12 protein-coding genes are annotated in these 13451 nt (G+C 61.8%); 9 read left to right on the forward strand and 3 right to left on the reverse strand.

Going from position 1 to position 13451, the window contains the following annotated elements:
- Positions 1-104: 104 nt before the first annotated feature.
- Positions 105-842, reverse strand: a complete 738-nt coding sequence (locus tag DVU_RS14685; RefSeq protein ID WP_014524618.1) for an HD-GYP domain-containing protein — start codon at positions 840-842, stop codon at positions 105-107.
- 231 nt (positions 843-1073) lie between these two features.
- On the opposite strand from DVU_RS14685, the gene DVU_RS14690 reads away from it, so the two are divergent.
- The 9 genes from DVU_RS14690 to glpK all read left to right on the forward strand — a co-directional run bounded on the left by DVU_RS14690 (position 1074) and on the right by glpK (position 11411).
- A complete protein-coding gene (locus DVU_RS14690; RefSeq protein WP_010940384.1) occupies positions 1074-1694 on the forward strand; it encodes an META domain-containing protein in 621 nt (206 codons plus the stop codon).
- Between the two features lie 522 nt (positions 1695-2216).
- Positions 2217-2813 carry a paraquat-inducible protein A gene (locus DVU_RS14695; protein WP_014524619.1) on the forward strand — a complete coding sequence of 199 codons (597 nt, stop codon included), beginning with the start codon at positions 2217-2219 and terminating at the stop codon, positions 2811-2813.
- A complete protein-coding gene (locus tag DVU_RS14700; RefSeq protein WP_011791499.1) occupies positions 2810-3448 on the forward strand; it encodes a paraquat-inducible protein A in 639 nt (212 codons plus the stop codon). Before DVU_RS14695 ends, DVU_RS14700 begins: the two co-directional genes overlap by 4 nt.
- A complete protein-coding gene (locus tag DVU_RS14705; protein ID WP_010940385.1) occupies positions 3438-5069 on the forward strand; it encodes a PqiB family protein in 1632 nt (543 codons plus the stop codon). The genes DVU_RS14700 and DVU_RS14705 overlap by 11 nt, the downstream gene beginning before the upstream one ends.
- Positions 5059-5676 (forward strand): PqiC family protein, encoded by a 618-nt coding sequence (locus tag DVU_RS14710; RefSeq protein WP_010940386.1) that lies wholly within the window; start codon positions 5059-5061, stop codon positions 5674-5676. Before DVU_RS14705 ends, DVU_RS14710 begins: the two co-directional genes overlap by 11 nt.
- A gap of 647 nt (positions 5677-6323) precedes the next feature.
- Entirely contained in the window at positions 6324-7271 is a 948-nt protein-coding gene (locus tag DVU_RS14715) for a sugar-binding transcriptional regulator (protein ID WP_010940389.1), read from the forward strand.
- On the forward strand, positions 7268-8908 hold the full coding sequence (locus DVU_RS14720; protein ID WP_010940390.1) for a glycerol-3-phosphate dehydrogenase/oxidase: 1641 nt from the start codon (positions 7268-7270) through the stop codon (positions 8906-8908). Before DVU_RS14715 ends, DVU_RS14720 begins: the two co-directional genes overlap by 4 nt.
- A gap of 107 nt (positions 8909-9015) precedes the next feature.
- Entirely contained in the window at positions 9016-9771 is a 756-nt protein-coding gene (locus DVU_RS14725; protein ID WP_010940391.1) for an MIP/aquaporin family protein, read from the forward strand.
- A gap of 146 nt (positions 9772-9917) precedes the next feature.
- Positions 9918-11411 carry a glycerol kinase GlpK gene (glpK, locus tag DVU_RS14730; protein WP_010940392.1) on the forward strand — a complete coding sequence of 498 codons (1494 nt, stop codon included), beginning with the start codon at positions 9918-9920 and terminating at the stop codon, positions 11409-11411.
- 262 nt (positions 11412-11673) lie between these two features.
- Here glpK and DVU_RS14735 read toward each other — a convergent pair whose 3' ends face one another.
- Both DVU_RS14735 and DVU_RS14740 read right to left on the reverse strand, forming a co-directional pair.
- The gene (locus tag DVU_RS14735) at positions 11674-12282 is read right to left on the reverse strand and encodes an NAD(P)H-dependent oxidoreductase (protein WP_010940393.1); all 609 of its coding nucleotides are present in this window, start codon (positions 12280-12282) and stop codon (positions 11674-11676) included.
- Positions 12283-12337: 55 nt separating this feature from the next.
- Entirely contained in the window at positions 12338-12994 is a 657-nt protein-coding gene (locus DVU_RS14740) for an NAD(P)H-dependent oxidoreductase (protein WP_010940394.1), read from the reverse strand.
- Between the last annotated feature and the right edge of the window lie 457 nt (positions 12995-13451).

The following is a 13451-nucleotide window of genomic DNA, read 5'->3' on the forward strand; positions in this document are numbered from 1 at the left end:
CAATGGAATGCCCTTCCCCATAGCGGAGACGCGCCATTGTCAGGCAACTTCCACGGAAAACACATGTATGAAATGTCGTCGGGTGCGCCTTCGCAAACACTTCGCTACGCAGGAGTCACATGTGCAAGACCTGCAACATCGGCCATATGCCCCTCCGTTGCGCAGCCCGTTTCGGCATAATGCGCATCTTCCGCAAACGCTTCCATGATACCGCGCACAGGGGCCTGCGTTGCGCGCAGGGCATCCACCACTTCCGGGTCGTATTGTGTGCCACGGCAGCGCACGACCTCTTCAAGGGCCTCATCGAACGTCCATGCCGCCCGGTATGAACGACGTTGCATCATGGCCGACAGCCCGTCCGCCACGGCGATGATGCGCGCCCCCGGATGGATGGCGCGTCCTGAAAACCCTTGCGGGTAACCCTTTCCGTCGAAACGCTCATGGTGCTGCCCCACCATGACCGGGATGCCGTGCAGTTGCAGCGCGGCCACAGGGCGTAGCATCTCGGCCCCCATACCGGGATGACGCCGCACGACGCCCCATTCTTCATCGGAAAGGCGGTCCGGCTTGAAGAGGATGGCGTCGGGGATGCCTATCTTGCCGATGTCATGCAGATGTCCTGCAATATGGATGATGTCGGCATCTCCGGGCGTAAGCCGCAAGGCCAGGGCAAGCGCGTGAGACACCGTGGCCACTTCTTCAGAATGGGTGCTGGTGCACGGGTCCTTGGCATCTATGGCCCGGCCGAGTGACTCGGAAAGCTCATGCAGGAACGGTTCAAGCACCCTGCGGCATGACATGCCACCGCCGTAGGTGCCTGCCGGATAGCAGCAGGTTGCCATTGTCTCCCCCTTGTGTGGCAGCCTGAATATTGAAAAAGAAAATCATTGTCAAACATGCGAGAGGCATTCGCGCGCCCCGCCGACCGTCATGAACCCAAGCTACAAATGGACTTTCGCACTGGCACAAGGTTGCCGATTACCGGGCAAACAGGCTACCATGCATCATCATATGTTTCGCCCCGTACCGGAGGGCTGGCCATAATCCTTCCGGATGCGCATCAAGGAGTAGCCATGAAACGACTCGCCTTCCTGCTCGCCCTATCGCTCTTCGGTCTCACCGCCTGCGGAGGCGGGCCGAGACCCACAGCCCAGCCAGCCCCGCCCCCCGCCGACACCATGCAACTGGCCGGTGAAGGCACGGGCATCGTCACGTTGGCCCCCCCCGCACCGGCGCAACCCTCAAGCCCCATCGTCGAGCAAGACCTCACGGACGGGGCAACGGCACAGCCGCCCCAGCGACAGGCCACAGCCAGCACCACTGCGGTAGCCCATGAGGCTCCGAAGACCGCCGAACTCAAGGGAACATACTGGCGTCTTGCTACGCTTTCGGGTGTCGCCATCACCCGTTATCCCAACCAGCCAGAACCTCACCTCATCCTTCAGGCTGACGGACGCACGGCCGGGTCGGACGGGTGCAACCGCTTTTTCGGCACCTACAGCCTGTCTGGCGACGGCCTGTCTTTCAGCCAGGGGGGCACCAGCCTCATGGCCTGTCCCGAGGGCGTGGCACAGGCAGCCGTCTACATGGGAGCACTGCGCATGACCCGCGCCTATCGCCTGCAGGGCAACACGCTTGAGCTCATGGCTGACGGCAAAACGCTCGCCACCTTCGAGGCGGCCTCTCCCCGCTGACACACAGGGCACGACTCTACACGACGAGCAGGGGGCACTCCCCTGCTCGTCGTGCATGGTGCAAGCGCATCGCGACCTTTCCCCGCATCCTGTGGGCCCGACGCCGGCGAAGGGGCATGAGGGCGTGCGCTGCCACGGCACATCAACCCACGACCTGCGTCCCGGTCTGCCCCGCCTCCCGCAATCTCGACGCCCCCGGTCGTATTGCCCTCCAGCCTCACCTGTGCGTCTGCCCTATGCTGCAAAAGCGACAATGCCCCCGCCGGACAGGACCTACGCCGCCAGCGCCCCGGAGCACCAGGAAAAGGGCTTGCATCCACTTCATGGCATGAGATTCCTTGCTGCGGACACCGGTTCCAGAATAACGTACTTTGAGGTATCTCTCCGGGCAGACTCCATGCTGGCGCTTGCCAGCGGCACGAGACACGACACCTGACGGAAGAGCCACCATAGTGGACGTGCGGACCAGACGGTGTGCATGCAGAATCCACTCTCCGTGGCGACCTCACCTGTGGAGCCCCCATGCCTGTCATCGCCTGTCATGACTGTGACCTGCTGACACAACTTCCGGCCCGGGCTGGCGCAACCCTTCTGTGCCCCCGTTGCGGCGCGGTACTGCAACGGCACAGGCCGAACAGCATCGACCGGCCCGTGGCCTTCGCCCTGAGCGGTCTGGTGCTCTTTGCCGTCACCCTCACCAACCCATTCCTGGCCATGAGGAGTGCTGGCTTCATACAAGAAGCGAGGCTGCTGACTGGCATCATCGAACTCTGGAAGCAGGATCTCTACATCCTCGGGGGGCTCGTGCTGCTCACGTGCATCATCATCCCCGCAATCCAGCTGACCGGACTCCTGTATGTCCTTGTCCCGATAAGACTGGGCGTAAGAGCCCCCGGGGCCATCCATGTCTTTCGCGCTATCCGGCACCTCAATGCATGGGCCATGATGGAGGTTTTTCTCATCGGCATCCTGGTCGCACTGGTCAAACTCGCGAAAATGGCGACCATCATCCCCGGCATCGCGGTCCTGTCACTGGGGCTGCTGACCATCGTCGTGACCGCAGCCATGACCACCCTCGACCCTCCGTTCATCTGGAGAAAGCTGGACCCGCGTCCATGAAGAGCCTTCCGACATCCGCGAAATCACTCGGGCTGTTGCAGTGCCATGACTGCCATCTGCTCATCCGGTCCGAAGACATCCCTGCGCACCATGCCCATTGCCCCCGATGCGGTGCACCTCTGCACTTCCGCAAACCGGACAGTATCGCGCGCACATGGGCTCTGCTGCTGGCTGCTTCCATCATGTACATCCCGGCGAACCTGCTCCCCATGACCGTCACGACCGCCGTGGGTGCGGTGCAGACCGACACCATCATGAGCGGCGTCATCTATTTCATTCACAGCGGCTCATGGGAGATAGCGGCCGTCATCTTCATCGCCAGCATCTTCGTGCCACTGGTCAAGCTGGCCATTCTCGTATTCCTGCTCGTGAGCGTACAACGCCGCTCGAAATGGCGCCCTCGCGACCGCACCGTGCTGTACCGCATCACGGAACTGGTCGGGCGCTGGTCCATGGTTGACGTCTATGTGGTCACCATTCTGGTGGCACTGGTCAAACTTGGAGCGGTGGCCAGCATCGAAGCCGGCCCGGCTGCCGTCTATTTCGCATCTGTCGTGGTGCTGACCATGCTCGCGGCGGAGAGTTTCGATCCACGTATCATCTGGGATGTCATCGAGGACCACCATGACCGATAACGACTCGACAGAGCAGTACGCGACTCCGGCTACCGTCAAAAGCAAGAACAGGCTGTCCACGGTCTGGATCATACCCATTGTGGCCCTGATCATCGGCGGATGGCTCGCCATCAAGGCCTACTCTGAGAAGGGCCCTGTCATCAGCATTTCATTTGCCACGGCCGAAGGGCTTGAGGCAGGCAAGACCAAGATCAGATTCAAGGATGTCGAGGTAGGACAGGTCAACGAGATACGCCTTGGCGACGACCTCAAGCATGTCGTCGTAACGGCTGAACTCTCGAAGGACCTTTCCAGATTCCTGAACGACAAGACACGGTTCTGGGTCTCGCGGGCACAAATCCGGGGCGGCACGGCTTCCGGACTCGACACGTTGCTCTCGGGTGCCTACATCGGCGTAGACCCCGGTCTTGGCGGAAATCAGACACACGACTTCGTGGGACTCGAGGTCCCCCCCATCGTCACCACCGACCAGCCCGGTCGCCATTTCAAGCTCCGTTCCCAGCAACGGGGGTCTTTGAGCATCGGCATGCCCGTGTACTATCGCCAGATTCAGGTCGGGCAGGTGGTCAGCTACGGGTTTGACGACGATGGCAACTCCGTCGCGGTCCAGATATTCATCGAAGCCCCGCATCACACCAAGATCACAGAGAACACACGATTCTGGAATGCCAGCGGCCTTGACATGTCCCTCACCGCTCAAGGGCTCAAGATAGACACCCAGTCGCTTACCTCCATCGTCTCCGGCGGGCTGGCTTTCGATGTCCCCGAGGGTACTCCCCCCGGCAAGGAGGCTGACGAGAACACCGTCTTCGACCTGTACCCCGACCATGACAGCATCAATCGGCAGACCTACTCATTCCGCAAGGACTGGCTCATCTATTTCGACCAGTCCGTCCGGGGGCTCAGCGTCGGCGCACCTGTCGAACTCTATGGCATCAAGATTGGCGAGGTGAGAAAGATCGACCTCATCTACGACATGGTCCGCAAGGACATCCGCGTCCCGGTCATCGTCTCCATCGAACCCGAGCGCATCTCGGACATGCTGAAGGCCGTACCCAATCCGGAATCCACGAAGGGAGAGCCTATCCTCAAATGGTTCGTGGAAGACCGCAATATGAGGGCGCAACTCAAGACCGGCAACCTGCTGACCGGACAGCTTCTGGTCGACTTCGGATTCCACCCGCGTGAACCCAAGGTCAAACTGGCCTTTGAAAACGGTTACGCGGTCGTCCCGAGCATACCGGGCTCTCTCGAGCAGATTCAGGACAGTATCGCGCACATCACGCGCAACCTCGAAAAGGTGCCGTTCGACAAGATAGGAACGCGTATTGACACTCTGCTCAAAGAGACCACCGTTGTCGTCAAGGAGAGCGGACGTTTTGCCAACCGCCTCAACAACGAGACAACACCGCTTCTGCAAAGCAACCTCATCGCACTTCAGAAGACGCTCGAGGACCTGCAGGGAACCCTCGGCAAGAATTCAGCCTTCAATTACAACACGCAGAAGACTCTTGAAGAGTTGACGCAGACCTTGAGGGCCTTGCGCGAGTTGACCACTGCCATCGACCGTCATCCACAGTCGCTCCTGTTCGGGAAAGGAGAGCCCCACAATGAGAAATAGCAGAACCGGTCTGGCCGCGGCGCTGGTACTCGTCTGTGCCGTGGCATCGTCAGGCTGCGGCGGCGCGCAAGCACCGACACGATACTACTCCCTCCTTGCAGAGGCTGGGCAACGCCCGTCTGCAGCGCCGACGGAGAAGACGCTCTCCGTCAGCGTCGGGCCCGTCATCATTCCCGACATCCTGAAGCAGACACGCATCGCCACCAGCAAGGGGGACGGAAGCTACAACCTGTCAGAGTACCACCGCTGGAGCGGAGACGTGGACAGGGATATCGCCCGGGCGCTGGCTGAACACCTAGGCAGGGGACTCGGCACGGAACAGGTCTTCGTGTTCCCCTGGGATCAGGCTGGCGCGCCCGCGTACAGGGTCCTTGCGGATGTCATCTCCATGGGGGGAAATCCCGACGGTGAGGCGACCCTGCACGTGCGCTGGACTGTCGTGCCGCGGTCGGGCGCAGCGGAACCCGTCACCCGCCGTACGGACCTCAGCGAGAAATGCCCCGGCCCGGACCATGCGGACTGGGTCGCAGCCCAGCAACGTAACGTGGAACATCTGGCTGCGGCGATAGCCGCCACGATTCTGGACCTGCACGGGCAAGGCACCTAGCCACGACGTTCCGATGCCGCGGCATCGGAACGTCGTGGCAACAAGCAACGTGTTCCTTCTCGCGGGGGGCATGGCGTACGCCATGCCCCGCCGCACCTTCGCCTCCTGCCTGCCCACCCCCGACTGCCCCCGAAGGGGGGCCCACCCGATGCCTATCCCGCCACCGGCATCGTTGCCTTGAGGGGTATCGCAGGTACCGAGCCCCCTGAGCTGTGCAAGTGCACACTCCTGACAATATCCGTTTGATTCTGCCTCATTGCAGGAGGCCCCCTGTGGCCGCATGAAAAAGTTGTGCAGCATGTCAATTTTCTTGTTGCAATTTCGTCACAGAGTTTACATATGTTCAGAACATGAACATATGTCGCACCTGAAGGATGGCTTGGCGAATGAGACGAGACTGCCATGCCATCATGCGACATCCCATGAAATGCAACGGCCAACAAAATACCAAATGTCTTTCCAAGGATAGCCACCATGATGATGTAGCTGAAGCCGCATGCCACATCTCATACGTCTACAAGCCTTTCGCATCGACAAAGTAGCGCGGCACATCACCTCATTGCATACGTCGCATATGCTTCACAGCTATCACCGTTCTTTTCGTGCATCACGTACAACGCATCCTGCAACATGATACAGGACGTGGAATGGAAAGAGCACAGCATGACCATGCACTTCTGTCACGTATCGCATGGGCCTACTATGTGAACGGGATGACACAGTCCGACATCGCTTCGTGGCTTGGAACCAGTCGCGTTCGTGTCAACAGGATGCTACAGGTCTGCCGTGACGAAGGCTATGTCCAGATCATGGTACACAGTGGCAAGGCCGCCTGTTTCGAGGCTGAAAAGGCCATGGAAGACAGATTCGGACTTCGCCGCGCCATCGTCATCCCCACTCCGCCCACCCCCCGACAATTGAACCGCAATCTGGGACATGCCGCAGGATACTATCTGGCGGGCATTCTCAAGAACGGAACCTCGGTCGGCATGGGTTACGCGGCTGCCGCATCCATCCCCCGCAAACCCGCCGAACATCTCACCGTCGTATCCCTTTACGGCGGCCTTCCGCACAGCATCGTCATCAACCCCTACGAAATCGTCACCACCATCGCCCGACGGGTACAGGCCGAGCAGACGTTCTACATCGCCGCCCCCATGTTCGCCCCCACCCCAGAGACCTGCCGTCTTCTCAAGTCGCAGGCGCTGTTCAAGGCGGTCTACGCGCGGGCGCTTCAGGTGGATGTGGCCCTCATCGGCCTTGGCGAACTGGCACCCGACGCCACCAACGTACAACTGGGGGCCATCAGCCATGACGATGTAGAATCGCTGGAACGTGCAGGTGCCGTGGGCGAGGTGTTCGGCACGTTCGTCGATGCCGAAGGCGTCCCCGTTCTCCATCCCCGCAACGAGTGCTTCATGGGGCCCGACCTCGAAGAGGTACGAGCCATACCCCATTCCATTGCCGCAGCAGGCGGCGTCAAGAAGACCGGCATCATCAGGGCCGCTCTTTCAGGCGGATTCATCGACGTCCTTGTCACCGATGAGGAGACCGCCACGCGGCTTCTCGCACAACATACGGAGGCGCAGGCATGAGCAGACGACAGATTCTGGAACGCCTGCAGGCCGACAAGACGTTCGACCTGCTCATTGTCGGAGGCGGGGCCACCGGCTGTGGCGTCGCCCTCGACGCGGCCACGCGCGGACTGGACGTGGCACTGGTGGAGAGGGACGACTTCGCGCAAGGCACCAGCAGCAAGAGCACCAAACTCGTCCACGGGGGTGTGCGCTACCTTGAGAAGGCCATCCTCAAGGCAGACAAGGAACAGTTCGCACTCGTGCACGAGGGTCTTCGCGAACGGGGCTACCTCTTGCGCAACGCGCCCCACCTCGCCCACCCCGTGCAACTCATGACGCCGGTCGATTCGTGGAAGGACGCGGGCTACCTCTTTGCGGGCCTCACCATGTACGACCTGCTGGCAGGTCGCCTCGGACTGGGACACAGTCGCTTCGTCACCCGTTCCAAGGCACAACGCCTCTTCCCGACCTTGCGCCTCGGAAAGGCCAAAGGGGCGGTCCTCTACTACGACGGGCAGTTCAACGATGCGCGCATGGCCGTCACCCTCGCCCGCACGGCAGCCCTCCACGGCGCGACCTGCGCCAACCACGTCGAGGTCATCGACCTCGTGCGCGAGAACGGGCGCCTTTGTGGTGCCGTCTTGCGCGATGTGAACAGCGGCGAGACGTGGCAGGTACGGGCGCGGGGCATCATCAACGCCACCGGACCCTTCAGCGACGGCCTTCGCCGCATGGACGACCAGAATGCCTGCGACATCCTCAAGGTGAGTTCGGGCATCCATCTGGTCATCGACCCCGGGCACACCCCGCCCCATCTCGGCCTCATGGTCCCCCGCACCGATGACGGACGCGTCCTGTTCATGATTCCGTGGCAGGGGCATGTGGTCTTCGGCACCACCGACGAACCGGTGGACATCTCGCGCGACCCTGTGCCCACGCAGGAGGACATCGACTACCTGCTGAACTATGCCGGACGCTACCTGTCGCGCCCCCTTTCGCGCGATGACGTTCGCGCGGCGTGGTGCGGCCTGCGCCCGCTCGTGTTCGAGGCCGACAAATCGTGCACACAGGAACTTGCGCGCACCCATGTCATCGAAGTCTCGCCCGGAGGGCTGCTCACCATCACCGGCGGCAAGTGGACCAGCTACAGGCGCATGGCCGAAGACACCATCGACAGGGCGGATGCAGCCTTCGAACTGGGGCTGCAGCGGCCTTGCGTCACGCGCGACCTCAGGGTCATCGGTTCACGGGGGTTCGTGCGCGGGGCCCATGCCGAGATGGCACGCGATTTCGGTGTAGACCCTGCCCTTGCCCGCGGGCTTTTCGAACTCCATGGCGACGAGACCCCACTCATCCTCACCCTTGCCCGCGAAGAGGGGCTGATGGACCGCCTGCACCCGGCGCACAACTACATCGGGGCGCAAGTGGCCTTCGCCGTGCGCCACGAGATGGCGGTGCACCTCACCGACGTCATGGTCCGCAGACTTCCGCTGGGTCTGGTCGATGTGCAGCACACCCTTGAGGCATCTGCCCCGGCTGCGGACATCATGGCGCAGGAACTGGGCTGGGATGCAGCAACCCGCCAGCGCGAGATGGAGGCCCTTGCCGCCTACCTCGCCGCATGGCGACCCGCCCCTGACGCCGCCACGACATGACGCAAGAGGGCGTTCGTCACACCCGGACAGGTACGAAGCCGTCGGGGGGAGAAGCCGACGGCATCCCGCACTGAACTACAACCACAGGAACAGGCAGGAGGAGAAACATGAAGGAGATTTCGCTGGGCAAAGAGATGCTGTCCGAATTCATGGGCACCATGGTGCTCATCATCTTCGGTGCAGGCAACGTGGCCATGACCGTTCTGTTCGGCAAGACCCTCAACATCACATGGGACAACATCACCTTCGGCTGGGGTCTCGCCGTGCTGCTGGGCATCATGGCAGGTCTGCCTTCGGGGGCGCACATCAACCCCGCCGTCAGTCTGGCCCTCGCGGCGACGGGCCGTTTCCCGTGGCGCAAGGTGCTGCCCTATTCGGTGGCGCAGGTCGCAGGCGGCTTCGCCGGTGCGGCCATCGTCTTTCTCGACTTCAAGGCCAAATGGCTTGGTGTTGACCCGCAGCTTGCCAGCACCGCTGGCATCTTCTGCACCTTCCCTGCCATAACCACATCGTATCTTCCCGGATTCATAGACCAGATCATCGGCACTGCCGTTCTCATGTTCGGCATCCTCGCCATCGGCGACTTCGCAGGCAAGAACAACGTTGGCTGGATGGGGCCGGTCCTCGTGGCTGCGCTCATCGTCGCCATCGGCATGAGCCTCGGGGCCATGCACGGTTACGCCATCAACCCCGCCCGTGACTTCGGCCCCCGCTTCTTCGCGCTGGTTGCCGGGTTCACGCAACCCAACCTGATGGAACCCGGCATCGTGCTCGTCCCCATCGTCGGGCCCATCATCGGCGGCCCCCTTGGCGCCTTCATCTACGACTGGACCACCGGTGCCGTGAACAAGGCTCAGGGCTGACCCCGGACCTTCACGCATCCGTCGCCACTTCGGACAGACCGCCGGACAGGCTTCAAGGCAGACGACCCCACGGAACACACCGCAAGACAGGCCCGGTACCCGGTTCTCGACAGGCCGCAACCGGACAAAGGACACAGGAGTAAAGCATGAGCAACTACGTCCTCGCCCTCGACCAGGGCACCACCAGCTCCCGCGCCATCCTCTTCACGCGCGAAGGTGACATCAAGCAGATTTCGCAGAAGGAATTCACCCAGATTTACCCCCAGCCGGGCTGGGTGGAGCACAACGCCAACGAGATATTCGACACCCAGTCGTGGGTCATGCGCGAGTGCCTGCAAGAGGCCGGCATCGGTGCCGCGGACGTCGTGGCCGCGGGCATCACCAACCAGCGTGAGACGACCGTGGTGTGGGACAAGGCCACCGGCGCCCCCGTCTACAACGCCATCGTGTGGCAAGACCGCCGCACCGCAGGCTTCTGCGACGAACTCAAGGCCCGCGGCCTCGCCGACGTGTTCCGCAAGAAGACCGGCCTCGTGCTCGATGCGTACTTCTCCGGCACCAAGGTGCGCTGGATACTCGACAACGTGCCGGGAGCCCGCGCCAAGGCCGAAAAGGGCGAATTGCTGTTCGGCACCATCGACACATGGCTCATCTGGAACCTCACCAAGGGCAAGGCGCACGTCACCGACTCGTCCAACGCCAGCCGTACCCTCATGTTCAACATCAACACGGGCGCGTGGGATGACGAGCTTCTGGGCATCCTCGACGTTCCGCGCTCCATGCTGCCCCGCGTGACCGGTTCGTCCGAGGTCGTGGGTGACATCCACCCAGAATTCCTCGGCAAGGCCATTCCCATCGCCGGCAATGCGGGCGACCAGCAGGCCGCCACCTACGGCAACGCCTGCCTCAAGCCCGGCATGGCCAAGAACACCTACGGCACCGGCTGCTTCATGCTCATGAACACCGGCACCGAAGTCCGTTCCAGCCAGAACAACCTGCTGAGCACCGTGGCATGGACGACCCCCTCGGGACGTTTCTACGCCCTGGAAGGCAGCGTGTTCATCGCAGGCGCAGTGGTACAGTGGCTGCGTGACGGTCTCGGCATCATCAAGGCCGCCCCCGAAGTGGAACAACTGGCCCTGAGCGTCCCCGACAACGGCGGCGTCTACCTCGTGCCCGCCTTCGCGGGACTGGGTGCCCCCCACTGGGACCAGTACGCCCGTGGCACCATGGTCGGCATCACCCGCGGCGCGACGAAGGCCCACATCGCACGTGCCGCGCTCGAGTCCATCGCCTTGCAGACCCTCGACATCATGGACTGCATGCAGAAGGACTCGGGCATCAAGCTGGCCGCACTGCGCGCTGACGGCGGCGCCACCCGCAACAACCTGCTGATGCAGTTCCAGGCCGACGTTCTCGGCGTGCCCGTCGAGCGTCCCAAGGTCACTGAGACCACGGCCCTCGGCGCAGCCTACCTCGCGGGTCTCGCCACCGGATTCTGGAAGAGCGAAGACGAGATAGCCACCATGTGGCAACTCGACCGCCGCTTCGAGCCCAACATGTCCGACGACAAGCGCCAGCACCTCGTCTACGAATGGCAGCGTGCCGTAGAACGCGCCAAGGCGTGGGTCGAGGCATAGCGCCAGCGACGCCGCAACCGCCAACACCAAGGGCGACGGGGATTCCCGTCGCCCTTTTCCGGTCCGAGGATGGTGATTCAACTGCGCTGCGTACAGGGCATCGTGCACGAGCCACGACCATTCTCCGTCGCACGGCGTCGAGCCTCGTCAAAGCCCCTGTAGTCCCGTCATACGAGGAGTGTCATGGAGTCAGGGCGACGGTTGCGGCCGTCGCCCCTTCTGTGGCATCCCGGAGTGTCTCTCAGGAACGGCTTCGCACGGTTCACGCGCCGGAAGTCGCCGCCATGCCGAACGCGGAGGCAAGATGCGCCTCATAGCGCGCCACGTCACGTGCCACATCGGGATTCTTGATCACATCGTAGCTGACGAACGTTGGCAGCCCGGTCATGCCGAGAAACCTGAAATTCATGTGCGCCGGGAAGAAGAGGTCATCCACGGTCCTGCCCTGAAACAGGTACTGTCCGGCATCGCCAAAGGCTTCGGGCGGGGCATTGAACGTCAGTGAGAGCATGTATGTCTTGCCGCCACATGTTCCCCCTGAGCCATATTGCCTTGCGGGGTCGCTCCGCGACCTGCCATCGCCGGTGCACAGCCGTCCGTCCATACCGGCAAGGTAGACGTAGTCCATGTACCGTTTGCAACTCCACGGGAAACCCATCCAGTTCACAGGGGACTGTACGATGACCGTGTCGGCACGTACGTGCCTGTCCACCTCGGCGTCTATGTCGTAGTCGCCATTCGTCGCGACGACCTCGACGCTATGCCCCATGCCGACAAGAACGCTGCGTGCCACTTCCACGAGATGGCTGTTCAGGCGTCCCGGCGACCTCGGGTACGGCTCGTGTCCGTTGATGATCAGAACATGCGACATGGTCGCCTCCTGCCGGAAGTCGCTGTCTTCCGGTCTTATCTTTGACCCGTGTGTTTCAGAACCACTGCACCACGTCGTGCAATGCCTGCCGCGTCTTGGGCCTCGGGTCCGCAACCCGGTAGCCGAATGCCGCCATGCACGCCACGCCGTACTGCGACTGGTCGATGCCGAAGTCGCTGGCGAGGACCTCGTCGATGCGTTGCTGCTGGAAACCTTCCATGGGGCAGCTGTCGACACCGAGCAAGGCGGCAACCGTCATCATGTTTCCGAGGGCGATGTAGACCTGCTTGCACGCCCAGTCGAAAAGGGCGCGCTCATCTCCCCACAGGTTGAAGTCATCCTTCTGGAAGGCTTCATAGCGTTCGAGTTTCATCTTCTGGACATCGGCGGGCAGAGCCTGAACCCTGTCGACGAAATCGCGCACATAGTCGCTATCTGCACGCGTATCCATGCCTTTTCGCGCAAGGTACACCACAAGGTGGCTGCAGTTGGGTATCTGCTTCTGCCCGCCCCATGTGAAGGCGTGCAGTTTCGCACGGAGCGCGGCATCCTGCACCACGAGGAACCGCCAGGGCTCAAAGCCGAAAGAACTGGGCGAGAGGCGGCCCGCCTGAAGTATGGTGGCGAACACCGGTTCCGGAATGATACGCGCCGCATCGAAGTCCTTTGCGGCATGCCTGAACAGAAAGGCATCGAGAATCTTCTTCTGCATACTCATCTCCTGCACTATCACACCGTGCACTGCTATGACATTCAAAAACGATATGCCTGTTGGTCATGCCTATTTATGATCTTGTCTTCATACTGTCGAGAAGGCACAAGTATGTGGCATAGTGTCCTTGGAGTAACCGCACACCATGCCCATCCATATGATGTGCATACGTTATCCAAACTGCATCACGGTATCATGAATGACAAACATCGATACAAACGCATGTTCCGAGAAATGACTCATCGTATAGAGCACGAGAACGACAACCATGCCTTGCTACGCAGTCGTATCCCCCATGCCCGCGGGCCCGCTGTCGCGCACATCAGTCGTGCCCGTCCCCGTGAGACAGGCACGACCGGACACCAGACCGGACGCCAAAGGGGCCGTCCACAAGGATGGTGCCCGGCGGGAGACGGCAAGGCTGCCGTCGGCAACACCATGACACGCAGCAACCGAC

Source organism: Nitratidesulfovibrio vulgaris str. Hildenborough (assembly GCF_000195755.1).
GTDB classification, from domain to species: domain Bacteria; phylum Desulfobacterota; class Desulfovibrionia; order Desulfovibrionales; family Desulfovibrionaceae; genus Nitratidesulfovibrio; species Nitratidesulfovibrio vulgaris.

Excerpts from the sequence above, each read along its gene's own strand:
- DVU_RS14685 (WP_014524618.1), bottom strand. The coding sequence starts at position 842 with ATGGCAACCTGCTGCTATCCGGCAGGCACCTACGGCGGTGGCATGTCA.
- DVU_RS14690 (WP_010940384.1), top strand. The coding sequence starts at position 1,074 with ATGAAACGACTCGCCTTCCTGCTCGCCCTATCGCTCTTCGGTCTCACC.
- DVU_RS14695 (WP_014524619.1), top strand. The coding sequence starts at position 2,217 with ATGCCTGTCATCGCCTGTCATGACTGTGACCTGCTGACACAACTTCCG.
- DVU_RS14700 (WP_011791499.1), top strand. The coding sequence starts at position 2,810 with ATGAAGAGCCTTCCGACATCCGCGAAATCACTCGGGCTGTTGCAGTGC.
- DVU_RS14705 (WP_010940385.1), top strand. The coding sequence starts at position 3,438 with ATGACCGATAACGACTCGACAGAGCAGTACGCGACTCCGGCTACCGTC.
- DVU_RS14710 (WP_010940386.1), top strand. The coding sequence starts at position 5,059 with ATGAGAAATAGCAGAACCGGTCTGGCCGCGGCGCTGGTACTCGTCTGT.
- DVU_RS14715 (WP_010940389.1), top strand. The coding sequence starts at position 6,324 with ATGGAAAGAGCACAGCATGACCATGCACTTCTGTCACGTATCGCATGG.
- DVU_RS14720 (WP_010940390.1), top strand. The coding sequence starts at position 7,268 with ATGAGCAGACGACAGATTCTGGAACGCCTGCAGGCCGACAAGACGTTC.
- DVU_RS14725 (WP_010940391.1), top strand. The coding sequence starts at position 9,016 with ATGAAGGAGATTTCGCTGGGCAAAGAGATGCTGTCCGAATTCATGGGC.
- glpK (WP_010940392.1), top strand. The coding sequence starts at position 9,918 with ATGAGCAACTACGTCCTCGCCCTCGACCAGGGCACCACCAGCTCCCGC.
- DVU_RS14735 (WP_010940393.1), bottom strand. The coding sequence starts at position 12,282 with ATGTCGCATGTTCTGATCATCAACGGACACGAGCCGTACCCGAGGTCG.
- DVU_RS14740 (WP_010940394.1), bottom strand. The coding sequence starts at position 12,994 with ATGCAGAAGAAGATTCTCGATGCCTTTCTGTTCAGGCATGCCGCAAAG.